At 45.1% G+C, this 18,405-nt stretch carries 15 protein-coding genes and 1 pseudogene; 15 read left to right on the forward strand and 1 reads right to left on the reverse strand.

Annotated features, from left to right (window positions below; genetic code table 11):
- Positions 1-415: 415 nt before the first annotated feature.
- From NRIC_RS18140 to NRIC_RS19920, 4 genes and pseudogenes are all read left to right on the forward strand, one after another.
- Positions 416-1,099: a response regulator transcription factor gene (locus tag NRIC_RS18140; protein WP_146624133.1), complete on the forward strand. Its 684-nt coding sequence runs from the start codon at positions 416-418 to the stop codon at positions 1,097-1,099.
- Complete coding sequence (locus NRIC_RS18145; RefSeq protein ID WP_146624134.1) at positions 1,096-2,547, forward strand: sensor histidine kinase; 1,452 nt, start codon at positions 1,096-1,098, stop codon at positions 2,545-2,547. The genes NRIC_RS18140 and NRIC_RS18145 overlap by 4 nt, the downstream gene beginning before the upstream one ends.
- A 53-nt stretch (positions 2,548-2,600) precedes the next feature.
- The gene (locus NRIC_RS18150; protein WP_146624135.1) at positions 2,601-3,209 is read left to right on the forward strand and encodes a hypothetical protein; all 609 of its coding nucleotides are present in this window, start codon (positions 2,601-2,603) and stop codon (positions 3,207-3,209) included.
- Between the two features lie 145 nt (positions 3,210-3,354).
- A pseudogene (locus NRIC_RS19920) lies at positions 3,355-3,486 on the forward strand (ArsR family transcriptional regulator); the annotation flags it as partial.
- A gap of 177 nt (positions 3,487-3,663) precedes the next feature.
- On the opposite strand, the gene rpsD reads toward NRIC_RS19920, so the two are convergent.
- A complete protein-coding gene (gene rpsD / locus NRIC_RS18160) occupies positions 3,664-4,275 on the reverse strand; it encodes a 30S ribosomal protein S4 (protein ID WP_146624136.1) in 612 nt (203 codons plus the stop codon).
- Positions 4,276-4,648: 373 nt separating this feature from the next.
- On the opposite strand from rpsD, the gene NRIC_RS18165 reads away from it, so the two are divergent.
- From NRIC_RS18165 to mutL, 11 genes are all read left to right on the forward strand, one after another.
- Positions 4,649-5,428: an HAD family hydrolase gene (locus NRIC_RS18165; protein WP_146624137.1), complete on the forward strand. Its 780-nt coding sequence runs from the start codon at positions 4,649-4,651 to the stop codon at positions 5,426-5,428.
- Between the two features lie 28 nt (positions 5,429-5,456).
- Entirely contained in the window at positions 5,457-5,951 is a 495-nt protein-coding gene (locus tag NRIC_RS18170; RefSeq protein ID WP_146624138.1) for a hypothetical protein, read from the forward strand.
- Between the two features lie 569 nt (positions 5,952-6,520).
- On the forward strand, positions 6,521-6,940 hold the full coding sequence (locus tag NRIC_RS18175) for a hypothetical protein (protein WP_146624139.1): 420 nt from the start codon (positions 6,521-6,523) through the stop codon (positions 6,938-6,940).
- An 11-nt stretch (positions 6,941-6,951) separates the two neighbouring features.
- Positions 6,952-8,394 (forward strand): flotillin family protein, encoded by a 1,443-nt coding sequence (locus tag NRIC_RS18180; protein ID WP_146624140.1) that lies wholly within the window; start codon positions 6,952-6,954, stop codon positions 8,392-8,394.
- 332 nt (positions 8,395-8,726) lie between these two features.
- On the forward strand, positions 8,727-9,866 hold the full coding sequence (locus NRIC_RS18185) for a DUF4352 domain-containing protein (RefSeq protein WP_146624141.1): 1,140 nt from the start codon (positions 8,727-8,729) through the stop codon (positions 9,864-9,866).
- A complete protein-coding gene (locus NRIC_RS18190; protein ID WP_146624142.1) occupies positions 9,859-10,941 on the forward strand; it encodes a YvbJ-related protein in 1,083 nt (360 codons plus the stop codon). The genes NRIC_RS18185 and NRIC_RS18190 overlap by 8 nt, the downstream gene beginning before the upstream one ends.
- Positions 10,942-11,064: 123 nt before the next feature.
- Complete coding sequence (locus tag NRIC_RS18195; protein WP_146624143.1) at positions 11,065-12,417, forward strand: TPM domain-containing protein; 1,353 nt, start codon at positions 11,065-11,067, stop codon at positions 12,415-12,417.
- A gap of 185 nt (positions 12,418-12,602) precedes the next feature.
- Positions 12,603-13,397 (forward strand): TIGR00282 family metallophosphoesterase, encoded by a 795-nt coding sequence (locus NRIC_RS18200; protein WP_146624144.1) that lies wholly within the window; start codon positions 12,603-12,605, stop codon positions 13,395-13,397.
- Between the two features lie 9 nt (positions 13,398-13,406).
- Positions 13,407-13,781 (forward strand): YlbF family regulator, encoded by a 375-nt coding sequence (locus tag NRIC_RS18205; protein WP_146624145.1) that lies wholly within the window; start codon positions 13,407-13,409, stop codon positions 13,779-13,781.
- Positions 13,782-13,802: 21 nt separating this feature from the next.
- Positions 13,803-16,361 (forward strand): DNA mismatch repair protein MutS, encoded by a 2,559-nt coding sequence (mutS, locus tag NRIC_RS18210; RefSeq protein WP_146624146.1) that lies wholly within the window; start codon positions 13,803-13,805, stop codon positions 16,359-16,361.
- A 25-nt stretch (positions 16,362-16,386) separates the two neighbouring features.
- The gene (gene mutL, locus NRIC_RS18215; RefSeq protein WP_146624147.1) at positions 16,387-18,402 is read left to right on the forward strand and encodes a DNA mismatch repair endonuclease MutL; all 2,016 of its coding nucleotides are present in this window, start codon (positions 16,387-16,389) and stop codon (positions 18,400-18,402) included.
- Positions 18,403-18,405 lie beyond the last annotated feature (3 nt).

Genomic DNA, 18,405 nt, shown 5'->3' on the forward strand with positions numbered 1-18,405 from the left:
CTTTGAAAACATTGATATAACAAGGGCTGATAATTATGAAATTAGCTCACTTAAATAAAAAAACACCCAAATCCTTGCAACACAAGGACTTGAGCGTCTGTAAGAAGTCTTACATTAATTTGTTGTAGAATTTTCTCGCGCGTTTTATGTAGTGTCAAAACATGGGGAAAAGCTGATATAACAACCTTTATAGTCATTTGATAAATTAATGGACATCAACAAATATCAAACGAAACTAAGTCAAAAACTAAGTCAAAAACTAAGTCAAAAACTAAGTCAAACTTAAAAATGTGGGGCACATAGGAAAGGATAATTATGAAGAAATAATTCAATAGACTTTAATTAGAAATAATCAGCTTCTTTTTCCCTTTTCCTTGATATACTTAAAGTAAATAACTAACGAGTAGGTGGAAAAATGAAAGTTTTGATTGTGGAAGATAATAAACAAATAATTGATGTACTAAATCGCTTTTTAAAAGAAGCGAATCATGAAACAGCCGTTGTTTATGACGGAGGAAAAGCACTCGCTTCTTTTGATTCGTTCAAGCCGGATTTTATTTTGCTAGACATCATGCTGCCAAATGTCGATGGTTTTGAAATTTGTCGTAGGATTCGTGAAAAATCTACTGTGCCGATCATTATGATTACTGCAAAGTCAGAAGATGCTGATCGAATATTGGGATTAGAGGTTGGTGCGGATGATTACATCGTTAAGCCATTTTCTCCAGAGGAAGTATTGTCGCGGATCAACGCTATTTTACGCCGTATCCATTTTGAAAATGATCATCCACAAAAAGTCATCAAACTTGGCGAAATCAAATTACATTTGGGGAATCGCAAAGCATTTTATGAATCAAAGGAGATTGTATTAACTAAAAAAGAGTTCGAAATCTTGGCTTTGTTCGCCAAGTATCCGAATAAAGTGTTCAATCGCAACAATCTTTTGGATGCAGTATGGGGCTACGATTATTATGGAGATAGCCGAACTGTGGATAGTCATATCAAACGCCTGCGGGCAAAGATTAAAAAAGCCGGTATCGACAATGATAGTATTGAAACGGTCTGGGGCGAGGGCTATCGCTGGGGTAGAGAAGAATGAGAAAAATTTTTAATCGGCTCATCACACAATCAGTTATTCTATTACTTTTTTTCTCTGTGATCATAGCTTTAGTGTTTGGGGTATTATTTGCCAAGCAAACAGAGGATATGCATCAAGAAGAGATGATCAATCGCGCCGAACTCATCAGTAAGACGATGGAAGATTTTTTCAAATTGGAAACAAAGGATTCACAAGATCGCGGTGGCAAAAGCGGAGGTATGGGTGGCTATGGAGCCTTCATTCGTTTTCTAAATCAAATCGCAGGTGAAGAGGTTTGGGTCCTGAATAAACAAATGGAGCCAATTATCGAGGATCATCACAAAGACATCACGCGAAAAGAGCCGCCGGCAGGAACGCAAAAATTGATCACAGAAACCTATCAAACAAAGCAGACGCAGATCAAGAAAAAAAGGACATTCGTTCAACTGCAAGATCTGACGGTAACCACCCCGATCAAATCTGATGGAGTGGTCAAAGCAGTCGTCGTTATGCACTCGAAAGTGACGGCGATCCACAAAAATCAATTATCGGGCTATTTGATGCTGGTCATCAGCTTGCTGGCAGCGGTAGTTGTCGCTAGTCTACTGGCGTGGCGCCTGGCCAAACGCTTTATTCAGCCAATTTATACAATGAAGAAATATGTGGATGATCTTGCAAACAAAAAGTTTGATACAGAATTGAAACTAGATACGCACGATGAACTTGAAGAGTTGGGAAATCAGCTTTCTATATTAAGTCAACGGTTATTAACAGCACGATTAGAACAAGAAAAGAAAAAGCAAGCAGAGAAAGACTTTCTTTCCCAAATATCACATGAACTACGAACACCGGTAATGGTTATTAAAAGCTCTTTAGAAACAATCAAAGCGGGGTATGTAGACAGTGATGATGAGAAAAAATATTTAGATCAATTAATAGTCGAGGCGAATGGGTTGGAGAGGCTGGTTACAGACTTATTAGAACTAAGTAGATTAGAGTCAACGGAGTTTCAATTGCAAAAAGAACCGATTGATATACTAGATTGCATTGATGATGCGATGCGAAGTTACCGCGTAGCAATCAAAGAAAAGCAACAAACCCTTGAAATTAACAATAATTTGGCTGAGAGACGCTTGATTGAAGGCGACTATTTCAGAATGACACAATTATTCAAAATTCTTTTGGATAACGCGAACAAATATGCGCCAGCAAGTTCTTTAATCACAGTGTCAGTGAAAGATAAAGAAAAAAATTTAGAAATTTCTGTTACAAATTTACAAATGGTCACTAATGAAGATACAGCAAATTTTTTCGATTCCTTTAAACGAGGAATGCATTCTTCAGAAGATGGAACAGGCTTAGGACTAGCAATTGCCAAGCAGGTAGTTGCTCGACACGATGGACAAATTTCAGCAGAATCAATCAGTCAAACATTCAGGATAAAAATTCGTTTGCCTTATTTATCATGACACACTTTCGCCATATTCTCTTTCTAACATGTAAGAAAGAGGAGGAATGCAACATGAAAAAAATAATCGCAACAGCACTAGTTGGGGCGGCTTGCCTAATGAGCTTATCAGGGCTCACTGCAGAGGCTGCTCAAGTAAACACAAGAGGAGCGGGGGTGAACAAGCTTGGCTATTGTTTGATTACTGGCGAAGAACGTGTCTCTCAAGCAGATTGTCCGATTGGTCAAAATAGGTTTTTACCGACTCAAAACAAAACATTGACGTCTAATCAAAGCTTCTTGTTAGCCGCAGCTCGCCAACGTCCGCAAGATGGAACAGGTTATAAAAATGGACGTAATGGAGGAACCGGACAAAATGCCGGTAACGGCAAACAAGATGGAACAGGACCAGGCTGTGCGGATGGGCCACGTGCCGCCGATTGTCCATATTGGGAAGAAAAACAAACGAATAATGGTACGAATTCGACAGCTGGTGAAACGTTACAAAGCTTTTCGCAATCAAATACAACACAATCAAGCGCACACTCAGCCAATAAAGGTCATGGAAACGGAGTTCGTGATGGCAGCGGTGGCGGAACTGGAAAAAATGCAGGGAATGGTTTACGCCATGGTAGGGGCGCAGACGGACAAAGAGGACACAATGCAGGAACTTGCATTAATTAGAAGATGAACAAGAGCGGAATATGCCGCTCTTGTTTTTTTAGGGTAGTTTCACAAATGAATTTCTGAGTTTCAATCGTTCTTGGAATAATGGATAAAAGAAATGATCGACTATATATAGGGGGAATAGAATAGGAATTATGACGAACTGTCCCGAACATTGAAAGTGTTCGCTAATCCAAAACCGCTGGAAATCATTGACCTTTTATCTTGTGTCAGCTTGTGTGTTTGCAATATCCTGGATCACTTCGATTTTACGCAAACGAAACTCTCACATCATACCTATACTCATGTTGGTGAAGACATGAGTCAAAAAAACAATGGATACTTTCGTAAACTACTTAGAAAAATTAGCAACTAAGTCAAAAACAAAGTCAAATCAATCTTAGACAATTTTCACCAAACAAAAAAACACCCAAACCCCTGAAACAAGGATTTGAGTGTCGCATAAACGATCTTAAAGTAATTTGTTGTAGTATTCAACGACTAATGCTTCGTCGATATCTGGGTTCAATTCGTCACGTTCTGGTAAACGAGTCAATGAACCTTCTAATTTTTCATCGTCAAAGCTTACGAAAGCTGGACGTCCTAGAGCAGATTCAACAGCTGCTTTCACAGTTACCATGTTGCGGGATTTTTCGCGGATAGAGACAACTTGGCCAACTTCTACTTCGTATGAAGGGATGTCGACACGTTTGCCATCTACTAACACGTGACCGTGGTTTACCAATTGACGTGCTTGGCGACGAGTTGAAGCCAAACCTAAACGGTAAACAACATTATCCAAACGACGTTCTAGTAAGATCATGAAGTTAACACCGTGTTTGCCTTCTTTGATTTTGCTAGCGCGTACGAACATATTACGGAATTGACGTTCATTTAAGCCATAAGTGAAACGTAGTTTTTGCTTTTCAGCCATTTGCATGCCGTATTCAGATTTCTTGCCACGGCTGTTTGGTCCATGCTGACCTGGTGCATATGGGCGACGTGCTAATTCTTTGCCTGTACCTGATAAAGAAATACCAAGACGACGAGACTGTTTCCATGATGGTCCTGTATAACGAGACATTTAAAAATTCCTCCAATAAATTGTATTTGGAGTAAAATAATCCGTTGAAAAATTCACATCCGTGTAGTTCGTTCTTCAACCTTCACCTTTGCAGCCGCGGTTACGCAATTGAACCTGATGTTACTCAAGGCAACGAACTGGTGACGGGCTATTATTTTTCTGCTGCATTATTTTACACAAAGTACAGTATAACCGATTTTAACAGCCTAAGTCAAGATAAATCAGCTGTCTGACGCTAATTCTAAGCAAATGACAGAGATTCTCTTTTTTTGGTCAAGTTTTTTTGCAAATCGCTTGAAAATTCACTAAAATAGACGATGCACGATAGGTTTATCCTGCGCAAAGACGCAAATACATAATATGGAGTAGTGGCATGGAACGAAAATTAATTGCTTTGGATATTGATGGGACGTTGTTGAACAGTCATAGAGAACCACTGGATAGTACGATCGAGGCCTTGAAGACGCTGCGGACTGCTGGGCATTTGGTGATCATCGCTACTGGGCGCTCACGGTTGTTGGCGGGTGAAGTGATCCACAAGCTGGGCTGCACGAATTATATCGTGTGCAACGGATCGGCGGCATTTTTAGACCACGAACAAATCTACAAGCGGACACTGGACCGAGAAGCCTTGGATCGTTTGCTCACGTTTGCTAGCGAACACAAAAAAGATATTACCTTATTTAGTTTAGACACGATTGCTCGGGTGACGGATTTCAATGCACCTCTAGTTGCAGAGGCGATGAATTCCTTCGGCGGGATTGTGCCGAAATTCCAACCTGACTTTTTGGGGCGGCATGAGGTCTATCAAGGCTGTGTCTATTTCGATTCTTCGATGGATGAAGTATTTTCGACGGCTTTTCCTGAGTTTCGTTTTGTGCGCTGGCATCCAGAGAGTGTCGACATCGTACCGAGAAGCGGATCAAAGGCAGCGACAATCTCTGCGTTGGCTGAGCGGGTCGGCATCAAGCAAGAGCACATCATTACCTTTGGTGACGGCAATAACGATGTCGAAATGCTGGAGCTGGCTGGTACGGGAGTCGCCATGGGCAATGCGGCACCGCATGTCCAACAGGCTGCGAATCTTGTGACCGATACCAATGATCAAGATGGCATCTACAATGCACTAAGAAAATTAAAATTGGTTGGATAATGTGCGGATGTCAAGAAAGGAAGTGTAGGTGATAAGTATTAACAGTTTGCTCGTTTCATTGTTGATCCTTATTGCTGTTCTAGCTGCGGTAGGTTTTTGGCGCATAAAGAGTCAAAAATCAGTAGGAAGTAACTCGCAGGGAGGCCCTAAAGTAAAGGACCAAGCTGCATTGTTTCAGCTTTTTGAGGATTCATTGGCAATGATGAAAGAATACCGTGGAAAAATCAAGCAGCAGGGCTACCGCTATATCAAGGCAGGAACCCCGTTTGTGGTCCAGCATCTGGAAGGATTTCAGAAGCAAATCGCCGCAGAGGAGACCAATCAGGATTGTATGACCGTCAATCGTTTGCTGGAAAAAAATATTGAGACGCTGCAGGACTTCGCAAAAAAGGCCGCAACGATTGAGGCGTCAGGCGACCAGACGGAGCGCTTAAAGCTGCAGGTCCTCAACTATGTGAATAAAACGATCATCGACTGGAACCGTTTAGCCGAAGATCCTGCAAACTTGTTCGATCAGAAATAACCAAAATGAGGCTGTGACATCACTGTCAGAGCCTCTTTCCTATGATTAGTCAAGCAAAACACGCGAAGGTTCTCTGAGTATCAAAAACAGAGGTCTTTGAAAAGAACATTGAAGGAATCAAACAGAGGCTCACAAGGGAGTCATGCAGAGAGCGATCAGTGCAAGCAAGTTTGCTGGAGCACTCCTTTCTGACCGGCTTGTCTCTAGTCTTCATGTTGAACAGATGCGAAGTCAAATGGGTATATTCCTAGCAAAAGCATCCAAAAGAGCGGGGCAACCTCTTTTTTGGATGCTTTTTGCTCCCCTAATTCGGGTGAACTAAAATAACTTGCTTTTCTACTGTTTAGCTGTGAAACAAAAACCAACTTCCTTGATTCAGATCACCGAAAATCTTCCTTGATTTTAGAAAAATTTATAGATTTATTGGAAGCAGTCTTATTATATGAAGCAATTTCTTTCATAAGAATATCTTTATTGAATATCCGCTGCCGACGGTACGATTTTTCTTGTTCAGACCGCATGGTTGTCCTATTATTAAGGTAAGCCACATCAATAAAGGAGTGAATCTCGTGATTCAGCTTTTAGAACAATTCAATCAATTCTTGAGCAATTACCCAGTGATCTTACGCGGGATCGCTTGGCTGCTTTTGGCTCTGGGCATACTGATGGTGATCTTCTTGCTGTTCAGTCTGCTTTTGACTCCTCTGATGTTGATGTATAACAAGGTAACGGATAAGAACCGCAGCAACGTGGCGACAGAAAACGACCATCTGCTCGGTGAACTGACTGAAAGGATCTATGGCGATTCTGTGGGGGAGGTCATGGTGATCAACAGCGGGGATGCACGCGCCACTTATCCGGCACGGTTGTATCGCTCAGATGACGTGGCGGCAGAGCAGTTACTCCCTGTAGGGACACAAGTGCTGATCATCGACTTTGATCAGTCAGGCATTGCGTTAGTTGCGAAGAATCAGTCAATAATAGAATAGGAAGTGTAAAAATGAGTGTTTCACCAATTGCATCATTTTTCAGCAGCCCATTTTTATGGGGTGGTATTTTAGTGGTTGTGTTGTTGGGCTTTTTAATGGTTCGATATCGGATCGGCAAGCCGGATGAGGCGTTGATCGTCACCGGATCATTTTTAGGCAAAGACGGCATCAAAATTTTGAAAAACAGCGGGACCTTCGTGATTCCAATCGTCCAAAAAGCTCATAAATTAAGTCTGTTGACCCACAAGCTGGAGATCGGCACACCAGAAGTCTACACCGAACAAGGGGTTCCGATCAAAGCCAGCGCGACCGTGTTGGTGAAGGTCGGCAACAGTACAGAATCGATCAAGACCGCAGCGGAACAATACCTTGGGAAAACCACTAAGGAATTAGAAGATGAAGCACAAGAAGTATTGGAAGGCCATTTACGAGCGATCTTGGGTACGATGACGGTGGAAGCCATCTACAAAAATCGTGACGACTTTGCGGAGCAGGTCCAGCAAGTGGCCTCCACCGACCTGCGTAAAATGGGATTGGAGATCGTATCCTTCACCATCAAGGATGTCAGCGATACCAATGGTTATTTAGATGCTCTGGGTCGCCCGCAGATCGCAGAAGTGAAGAAGAATGCAGAAGTAGCGGAGTCGAACGCCCTGCGGGAAACGCGTATCAAGCAGGCGGAAAACGAACAGCTGGCTCAACAAGAAGAGATCAGTCGTCAAACTGAGATCGCTGAAGCCAATAAGAACATGGCCTTGAAGCAGGCGCAATACAAGCAGGAAAAAGAAGTGGCGGATGCGAAGGCCGAACAGATTGCGGTCGGCGAAAAGATGAAGATCGATTTGATCGAGCAGGAAAAAAATATTGAAATCCAAGAGAAGCAAGCCGAATTGACCGAAAAGGAATTGACGGCGACCCTGCGTAAGCAAGCAGAAGCTGACAAATACGTCATTGAGCAAAACGCGTTGGCAGAAAAAGCCAAAGAGATTGCCAAAGCGGAAGCGGAAGCGGAAAAAACCAAGCTGGCGGCCTTGGCCGAAGCCGAACGTATTCAGAAACTAGGTGCGGCGGATGCAGAACGAATCCACAAAGTCGGATCAGCGGAAGCCGAAAGCAAGGAAAAAATGGCGATTGCGTTGACGAAACTGAACGAAGCCGGAATTTTGATGGAATTCATCAAGGTCTTGCCGGCGATCGCCAAGGAAGTCAATACACCGATCAGCAACATCGACAAAGTCGTCAGCTTTGGAGGCGGCGATGGGGTCCACGAGCTGGGGGAAGCGGGCTTGGCGCGAACCTTCGACACGATCAAGGAAACGACTGGCTTGGACTTGGTCACCCTGATCAATGACTCGATGGCTGTTCGAAAAGGCAATCAAGAAGTAGTAGAGGCTCTGAAGCAAGCCCCTGTAAAAGAATCAGCTGTCGTGACACAAGAATGTGAAGAAAACTAAAGGAATCGAAGAGGTCGTTCATTAGGAGGCGGCCTCTTTTTTGTGTCCATTTTCAGAGAAACAGGGCCATTATAATTGCTGAAATGAACCAGATAAAAATTAATGGAATTGCATAGAAATATCGAAAAAACTCAAAAATTATACTTGCATAAACTGATAATTAAATCGATTAAAATCTAAATAAATGTTTTTACATTATTCTTGTTTATTTTGTTTTTTTATATTCTTAAACCAGCCGACGAGCATTGACGCGACGGTATTATTCGGTTTATTATTATGTAACGGACATTTTTTTAAAAAGTAAAAATAGTATTATTAAGGAGACGAAAAGGATGAAGAAGTGGAAGGTATTTGTAAGGTTTGCGGTACTAAGCAGTGCACTGCTGATGGTCAGCGGATGTTCTGGGGGGAACACCAAAAAAGCGGCTGAAAAGAAGAGTACAGCCGCTGAATCCAGCAAGGTGGAACTGAGCGTCGAGGGCGGTACCTATATTATCCCAGATGGTGAAAAAGTTGAGGACTCCAGTGGCTTTTTGGCTTTGGATATCAAGGTGAAAAACAAATCGGACGACAAACTGGACATTTCACCAGAAGATTTTGCTTTATATGATGAAGAGGGCAACAAAGTGTCGTCTGAACGGGTCTATGATTCGAATGACAAATTCAAGGTCATGAGCTACGAAAGTGTTTCTCAGGACAAGAGCTTTACGGCCCCTCTGGTGTTCGAGGTTGACAAGGAAGCTGAATACGAGCTGCACTATAAACCTACCTATTATTCTGAAGACGAGAAAGATGAAGGCATCGAGCTGAAGCTGAATGCGAAAAAATATTCGGATGAAACAAAAGAGGTCGAAGCCTTAGTGGAGCAGTATATCTCAACTGTGTTTTACGGGGATGAAGAGAAGAAGGAAGACACAGAAAAGGATGAAGAGAAGAAGGATGAGAAAGAGCCTAAAGTAGAACTGGCCAATGATCTGGAGAAGGAAAAACAAGAATTCAAAGAGGGCAGTATCGAGCTTTTGAAGGAAGATTTCTCTCGATACGAACCATCGTCAGCAGAGGTGGAAAAAGTCATCACAGAAATCCAAACCACCAATCGAGAAAAAGCCAAGGTCACTTATGCGTTCAAAGAGTTTTTCCCGGAAACTGCAACGATCTATGTTCGACCTGAAGTGATCCTGTTAGAAAAAGTAGATACAGAAGCAATTATGGAGACCTTTGTAGAAGAAAACAAAGGGAAATACTCAGATTATAGCAGTGTGTATCGTGATGCAGAAAAATACCTGCTGCAAGAGCTGCCGACAAAGATCAAGGAAGCTGCGATTGCCACAGAATCAAACATGGACGGCGAGGGCTATCAAGTCAAGCTAGAGAAAAAAGACGGCAAATGGGAAGTCCATTCAGAAAATGAAAGCCGCAATTACGATTTCAACAGCATGCGAAGTACCTTCAGAGGCGGGTTAGATGACTAAAAAACGGGGAGTCTTAGTGATTACTTCCCTGATCGTTGTTGCGGTCATCGCCGTTGCAGGTTTTCTGCGATACACCAACAGTCGGCAGGCTACTGTCGATCGAGTAGCAGAGGCCTTGCTGGCGAAGGATACGAAACAATTGGAGAACCAGTTTGTCCGTTTTTCCGACGGCCAAAAAGTTTCGAAGAACAGCAAAAAATGGTTTTTTCGGCAAGCCGCGGCGTTGAAGAAAAAAGACCGTGTTTTGGCACTGTTGAACGATGAAGAATTGTTTGAAATCCAGAAAGGCGCTGACCCTTTTAAACCAGCTGAAATTTTGCCTAAAGCACGGTATATCAAGGTGGAGGCGCCCAAAGATGCAGAACTGACTGCTGTAATCCAATCGGCGAGAATCGAGCTTGAGCAGGATGAAAAGTGGAACAAGTATACGCTTGGTCCGCTGCTCCCAGGAGATTATCCGATCAAGTATCAAGTTATGCATCCGAAATTTGGTCTCAAAACAATAAAAAAGACGATCTCTGTGCAACAAAAGGATCATGAGGAGGTCATCGAAGAAGAAGCATTGTACAGTAACAACAAGCAGTTTCACAAGCACCTGCTGTCTTCAGCGGTTACCTACATGGAATCAATGAACACTGCGATCGAAGAGGATCTGGATTTCTCTTTTCTAAAGGCTTCCTCAGAGAAAAACAAAGAGTTTCTGCAAAAGGGTTTTGAAGAATTACGTCCGTATCTTTCCAGCTTTGAGCAGCAATTTCAGACCGTTAAAATCGATTGTGATTCGATTTCTGTCAATCAGGCGCTCACTTCGGTCAGCTTGGATCTGTTCGTCGATGTTCAACGCTCGACACAGCTGATCAAGGAAATCGGGATCGATGAAGCACTGAACTTTGAAGAACAAAATGCGATTGTGTCGTTTGTCTACGATGAGCAGCAAAACGGCTGGGTAATCGATAAAATGGATTTTGAGACCTTTGAACAAGACACAGACAAGTGGGAAAATGTTCAAAGCTTTCGAGCCGATTCTGTTAAAAAGGCGATCTGGAACAAGGAACAACAAGCAACCGTTATTTGATGAAAAGGGAGAACCTGTTGCGGTCCTCCCTTTTTGCTATTTTTGAGAGGGAAAAATCAGTCCTTAGTCTCTTTTTTTTAAGTTTGGACTTTGTGTATAATGAATAGCAAGGAGGACAAAAAAATGAAAAAAGAGGGTTCAGAAGCTGATTTGGAGCGTCGTATTAAAAAACTCGATCAGCAAACGCAGCGAAAGTACCGTTCATTAAAAAAGGGCAACAGCATTTGGTGTATCGTGCTGGCACTGATCACAGCGATCTGCTTGGCGGTGTTGGGTTCGTTGTTTTTAACCGATCGGTACCGAAATCACGTCGCGGGAAAACGGGAGCTGGAGCAGCAGATCGTTCAGATGGAAGAAGAACGGTATGCGATCCTTTCTGGAAACAAGCAAGTAGCCACGGAAGATTTTGAAGATATTTTGCAGGAGAATCTGGCGAACTTGAAGGAATACCCTAAGAAATCAGATTTTTATACAGTGGATATCAAGGATACCGATTCTGCGATTCACATCGACCGGAACAATATTTTTGTTTCCGATAATGCCAATCTGCTTAGCTCGGAAACAAAATCCAAAATATATAAGCTAAACAAACAGCTGGCAGCCAGCACGAAGGGATCTCAGCTGGAGGTCGTGACCGTCAAGGAACTGCCTTCAGGGGAGTCGATTGAAAGCTATGCGGAAAAAATCTTCAATCAATTAGGGATCGGAGACAGAGAAGAGAACAATGGCGTGCTCTATCTGATCGCGCTGGAGGATCGGGAGTTTCGGTTAGAAGTCGGTTATGGACTAGAAGGGCTTTTAACGGATTCAACGGCGGACGATATCATCAACGACGCCGATGTAGTGGATGATTTTAAAGATGAGAAGTATGATAGCGCAGTCAATCAGGTTCTAGATGGCGTCTTTTCGGTTATGAATTCAAAAACCGCACTGGTCGATGCTCGGATCGCTCAATTAGAGAGAGAAAAACGCAGCGGCACAGTGTTTTATTGGATCGTCAGCATTCTAATGATTCTCTTTGCTTTGATTGCTGTCTTGCTGCTGGTCAAAGGAGTAAGAGCTCGTCAGGTGATTCAGCAGCATTACCGAGCGTATCAAGAGGAAAGAACCAAGATTCATCAAACAACCAGTGAAAGCAGCAAGCGAGTTCGCGTGTCGAAGCTGAAGAAGTCCGATTTTTATTATTTGACATTAAGCGGCATCACACTGGTTTGGTCGATGAAACAAATCAAGCATGCAATCAAGCGAGGGAAGATCTTCGCGAAATACCCACATGCTGTTAAGCATGGTGCAGGACAGATTCTCGTCGGTGACACGCTGTACGGCTATAATGGAAATGTGTTAACGACTTCTTATCTGGCCTCGCAATACAATTCAGACAATCACTCAGATGGATCAGGTTCTGGCGGCAGCTCGTCGTGGGGCTCATTCGGCGGCGGCTCTTCTGGCGGGGGTGGAGCATCCGGTGGTTGGTAGGAATCAATAGATGAAACTAGCAGGCAGCTGCTAGTTTTTTTGTTTGATTCATTTTCTAGCTGCAAAACGGAGCCCGCCTGTGATGCCTTTCTAAAAATCCGGCAAACGTTCCGCACCGAATCTTTTATTTCCTGCGAAAAACAACTATAATAAGACAAGATGTTAACTAGAGAAGGGGAAAGCGAGTGCGTTTATTATTTATTGGGGACGTTGTAGGATCGATAGGGCGTCAGATGTTGACGGACTATTTGCCGCGGCTGAAGAAAAAGTACCACCCCCAGCTGACGATCGTAAACGGCGAGAATGCGGCAGCAGGCCGCGGGATCACTGAAAAAATCTACAAGAAGTTTCTACAAGATGGTGTTGATGTGGTGACGATGGGCAATCATACGTGGGACAACAAGGCAATTTTTGAGTTTATTTCGACGGCAAAAAAAATAGTGCGTCCAGCGAATTTTCCCGAAGGCACGCCCGGACAAGGCATTATTTATGTGCAAGTCAACGAAGCAGAGATCGCGATCATCAACCTGCAGGCCCGATCTTTCATGGTCGATCTGGATGACCCGTTTCGCAAAGCTGACCAGCTGGTCGAAGAAGCACGCACGCGCACCCCTTTTATTTTCATTGATTTTCACGGGGAGACCACCAGCGAAAAGCAGGCGATGGGCTGGTATTTAGACGGCCGTATCTCTGCGATTGTCGGAACCCATACCCATGTCCAAACCAACGATGCGCGGATATTACCAAAGGGGACCGCTTATTTGACCGACGTGGGAATGACGGGTCCTTATGACGGGATACTGGGGATGAAAAAGGAACCCGTACTGGAAAAATTTTTAACGGCGCTGCCGCAGCGTTTCGAAGTAATTGAGAATGGCCGATCTTTGCTGTCTGCTTGTGTCATCGATTTAGACAAACACGGGCTGGCGCGAAAGATCGAGGCTGTCCAGATCAGTGAGGATCGGCCGTATCGCGAATAGGAGAGAACCATGAGTCTGGAAAAAGAACCTGAAGTCCAACGAGCATTAGACCAGCTGACGACCTTGTTGCAGGACAACGAGGTCGTTCAACGCTACCAAAATGTCAAAGCGCGAATCGATCAAAACACAGCTGTACACACGCTGGAAGAAGCGATCAAGCAGGCACAAAAAGAAGCGGTGCATTTTGCCCACTATGGCAAACCAGAGGCTGAGAAGCAAGCATTGAAGCGAGCAGATGAATTGACCAAACAGCTGGAAGAACATCCGCTGGTGATCGCCTATCGCGAAAGTCTGTCAGAAGCCAATGATCTGCTGCAGCATTTGACGGGTCTGATTCAAAAAGAGATTAACGATGCGATCGAAGACGAAACCAAGCACGACTAAAACGAAACAAGGAGGGGCACCATGCCTCAAAAAACCAAAAACACACCGATGATGGAACAATACCTTGCAATCAAGGATCAATATAAAGATGCTTTTTTATTTTACCGCTTAGGTGATTTTTACGAATTGTTTTACGAAGACGCGATCCAGGTCGCACAACTGCTGGAATTAACCTTGACCAGCCGCAACCGGAATGCTGAGGAGCCGATTCCTATGTGCGGAGTGCCGCATCATTCGGCACAAGGATATATCGATACCTTGGTGGAGCAGGGCTACAAAGTGGCGATCTGCGAGCAAATGGAAGATCCCAAAGAAGCCAAAGGGATGGTCAAACGGGAAGTGGTCCAGCTGATCACACCGGGGACCTTGATGGACGGCAAAGGGATCGAAGCCAAGGCCAATAATTTTTTGACTGCAGTCGTACAGTCCGGCAAGGCATTCGGCTTTGCTTATGCGGATTTGTCGACGGGTGAGCTGAAAACAGCGCTGCTGCAGGATGAAGAAGCGGTGATGAACGAGGCGACTGCGTTGCAGACGAAGGAAGTCGTGCTGGGCTCGGAAATTTCGGATGAACTGAAAAAGAATCTGGTGGAACGTTTAGGACTGGTTTTTTCGACACAAGAAACCGTGGAGGACAACGCCGAATTCAGTTTTCTGACTACCGACATCGACCAGCCTTTAGAAAAAGAAGCAACCGGAAAGCTGCTGACGTATTTATCAGTAACGCAAAAGCGCAGCCTTGGGCATATTCAAAAGGCAGAAGAGTACCAGCCGGAGCATTTTTTGAAGCTGGATTATTTCTCGAAAACCAATCTGGAGTTGACCCGTTCGATTCGTACGGGCAAAAAACAAGGCACCTTGCTTTGGCTGCTGGATGAGACTAAAACCGCGATGGGTGGACGGCTTTTGAAGCAATGGATCGATCGTCCGCTGATCCAAAAGCGCCAGATTCAAGCACGTCAGGCGATGGTGGCTTCTTTATTAAATGCTTATTTTGAACGGATGGATTTGAACGAAACGCTGACCAAGGTCTACGATTTGGAACGCTTGGCAGGACGAGTGGCCTTTGGAAATGTCAACGGCCGCGATTTGATCCAATTAAAAACCTCTTTGCAGCAGGTGCCGCAGATTCGCCAGCTCTTGTCTGGCATCAACCAAGGCGAATGGAATGATCTGCTGGTGGACATGGAGCCGATGGATGAGCTGGTCGATCTGATCGATCGGGCAATCAACGAGGATGCACCTTTGCAGATCACAGAAGGCAACGTCATCAAAGACGGCTATGATCCGCAGCTGGATCAGTACCGTGAGGCGATGACCAACGGCAAGACTTGGCTGGCTGAGCTGGAAGCGCGAGAACGTCAAGAAACAGGTATCAAGACCTTAAAAGTCGGCTACAATCGTGTGTTTGGCTATTATATTGAGATCACTAAGGCTAATCTGGCCAATCTTGAAGAGGGCAAGTACGATCGCAAACAAACGTTGGCCAATGCCGAGCGATTTATCACTCCTGAGCTGAAGAAGCTGGAAACGCTGATCTTAGAAGCAGAAGAAAAATCTGTGGCATTGGAATACACGCTGTTTCTGGCTGTGCGCGAAGAAGTCAAAAAGGCGATCGCCCGTCTGCAAAAGCTGGCCAAAAGTATCAGTGCTGCGGATGTGCTGCAGAGCTTTGCGGCAGTCAGCGAGCGGTATCAATACGTGCAGCCTGAGATGAAGGCTGGCAGCCATAATCTGCAGATTATCGAAGGTCGCCACCCGGTAGTAGAGAAGGTTTTGGGTCACCAGGAATACATTCCCAACAGTGTGCACATGGACCCAAAAGAAATGATTCTGCTGATTACTGGGCCCAATATGTCAGGGAAAAGTACCTACATGCGTCAGCTGGCCTTGACCGTGATCATGGCGCAAATGGGCTGTTTTGTCCCTGCAGAAAGTGCGGAGCTGCCGATTTTTGATCAAATCTTTACTCGTATCGGAGCCAGCGATGATTTGATCGCCGGGCAATCAACTTTTATGGTGGAAATGATGGAGGCTAATCAAGCTCTCCGCCACGCCACACCGAACAGCTTGATTTTGTTTGATGAGCTGGGACGCGGGACCGCCACCTACGATGGGATGGCTCTGGCTCAAGCGATCATTGAATACATCCACAAAACCGTGAAGGCCAAGACCTTGTTTTCGACGCATTACCATGAATTGACTGTGCTGGAGGAAGAACTGCCAGCTCTGAAAAACGTACATGTAGGAGCTGTCGAGCAAAATGGCGAGGTCGTTTTCCTGCATAAGCTGATGGATGGCCCAGCAGATAAGAGTTATGGAATCCATGTGGCCAAAATCGCTGGAATGCCGACCGAACTGCTTTCTCGTGCGGCGACGATCTTAGCGGCATTAGAGTCCGGCAGCAATCCGGTCCAGCCCGTTGAGGTCGTTGCGGAAGAAAACCAGCAGCTTTCCTTGTTCAGCGAAGTCTCCACCTCAGAATTAGGAGTGATCGACAGCTTGAAGAAAGCCAATCTATTAGAAATGACGCCAATGGATGCCTTGAATCTATTGTATGAATTGCAAAAACGCATTTAACACATCGGTTTAAAGGAGGGATACGATGGGGAAAATCCAAGAATTATCAGAACGTCTGGCCAACCAGATCGCTGCGGGTGAAGTGGTGGAACGACCGGCCTCGGTGGTGAAGGAATTAGTGGAAAATGCCATCGATGCCCACGCCACTCAGATCGACCTGCTGATCGAAGAAGCCGGCCTGAAAAAAATCCAGATCATCGACAACGGTGAAGGAATCGCCCAAGACGACGTGGCGAACGCCTTTAAGCGGCATGCCACCAGCAAGATTCACAATCGTGACGACTTGTTTCGGATTCGAACACTGGGGTTTCGCGGTGAGGCCTTGCCTTCGATCGCTTCGGTTTCTGAGTTGACGATCGAGACTGCGACGGCGGACGAGGAGCAGGGCTCTTATTTGTTCCTTCGTGGCGGAAAAATCGAGGAACACCGTCCAACAGCGTTGCGGACCGGAACCAAGATCACCGTTGAAAATTTGTTTTTCAACACCCCGGCGCGCCTGAAATATGTCAAAACGATCCAAACCGAGCTGGCCAACATCGGAGATATCGTCAACCGCATGGCGTTGAGTCATCCTGGGGTTGCCTTTCGGTTGGTGCATGACGGACACAAAATGATGACCACCAGCGGCAACGGTGACCTGAAGCAGACGATCGCAGGGATTTACGGGATCGCGACCGCCAAGAAAATGCTGGAGGTCAAGGCCCAGGACCTAGATTTTGCCTTAAAAGGCTATATCTCGCTGCCTGAAGTTACCAGAGCCAGCCGCAATTACTTGTCTGTGATCATCAATGGACGCTACATCAAAAACTTTCTCTTGAACAAAGCGATCGTCAACGGCTACCAATCGAAACTGATGGTGGGACGTTTTCCAATCGCGGTGCTGGAGATCGAGATGGATCCCTTGCTGGTAGATGTCAATGTCCACCCCACCAAACAAGAGGTCCGCTTGTCAAAGGAAAAAGAACTGACGACCTTGATCAGCCAAGCAATTGCGGGGGCTTTGCGCCAGGTCAATTTGATCCCCGACGCGGGGCAGTCCCCCAGTTTTAAGCGTAAAGTGGACGTTGCAAAAACCACCCAGCTGGATCTGGATTTGGAAAAGGCGCCAGAAAAAAAGAGCGATCTTACCTATAATCCAGAAACCGGCCGCTTTTACATCGAACCGAAAGCTCTTGATCAAGAGCTGAGAGTGCGGGCACCAAGGCCTAGCGAGGATAAGACGCCACCATCCTCGTCAAACGAAACGGCACCACCGATCGTTGTCGAAGATCCACTGGTCGATTTGCCAGCGGCACCTGCGGAGGACTCGCTAACCGAAGAGCTCTTAGATGACCAAGAGGCTGTTGTTTATGAAACCGCCGAGCACCCCGAGTTTGATCTCAGCACAGTATCTGGAGAAAAAGAAGTGGAAAAGGCGATCGACAAGCTGGAGCATGAACAGCCGAAAGAGCGTTTCCCGCGATTGGACTATTTTGGTCAGATGCACGGCACCTATTTGTTCGCTCAAAGCAAGGATGGGCTGTACATCGTCGATCAGCACGCGGCGCAAGAGCGAATCAAGTACGAGTATTTCCGTGAAAAAATCGCGGATGTGACCAACGATCTGCAGGAGCTGCTGGTGCCTTTTGTCTTGGATTATCCAAACAACGATGCCATCAAGCTGAAGGAACAAAAGGAGCTATTGGAAGAAGTCGGTATTTATTTAGAAGAGTTTGGTCCCAACAGCTTTATCGTGCGGGCTCATCCGACTTGGTATCCTGCGGGACAAGAGGAGAGCATCATTCGGGAAATGATCGATATGCTGCTGGTCACAGGCTCGGTTAGTGTCAAAAAATTTCGGGAAGCGACAGCGATCATGATGAGCTGCAAACGTTCGATCAAAGCCAATCATCATCTAGATGAGGCGCAGGCACGTGTATTGCTGAATGATCTAGCCACTTGTGAAAATCCCTTTAACTGTCCCCATGGCCGCCCAGTGCTGATCCACTTCAGCAACAGCGACATGGAGCACCTGTTCAAACGAATCCAAGATCCGCATTAAAAG

Source organism: Enterococcus florum (genome assembly GCF_004309355.1).
Classification (GTDB): Bacteria; Bacillota; Bacilli; order Lactobacillales; family Enterococcaceae; genus Enterococcus_A; species Enterococcus_A florum.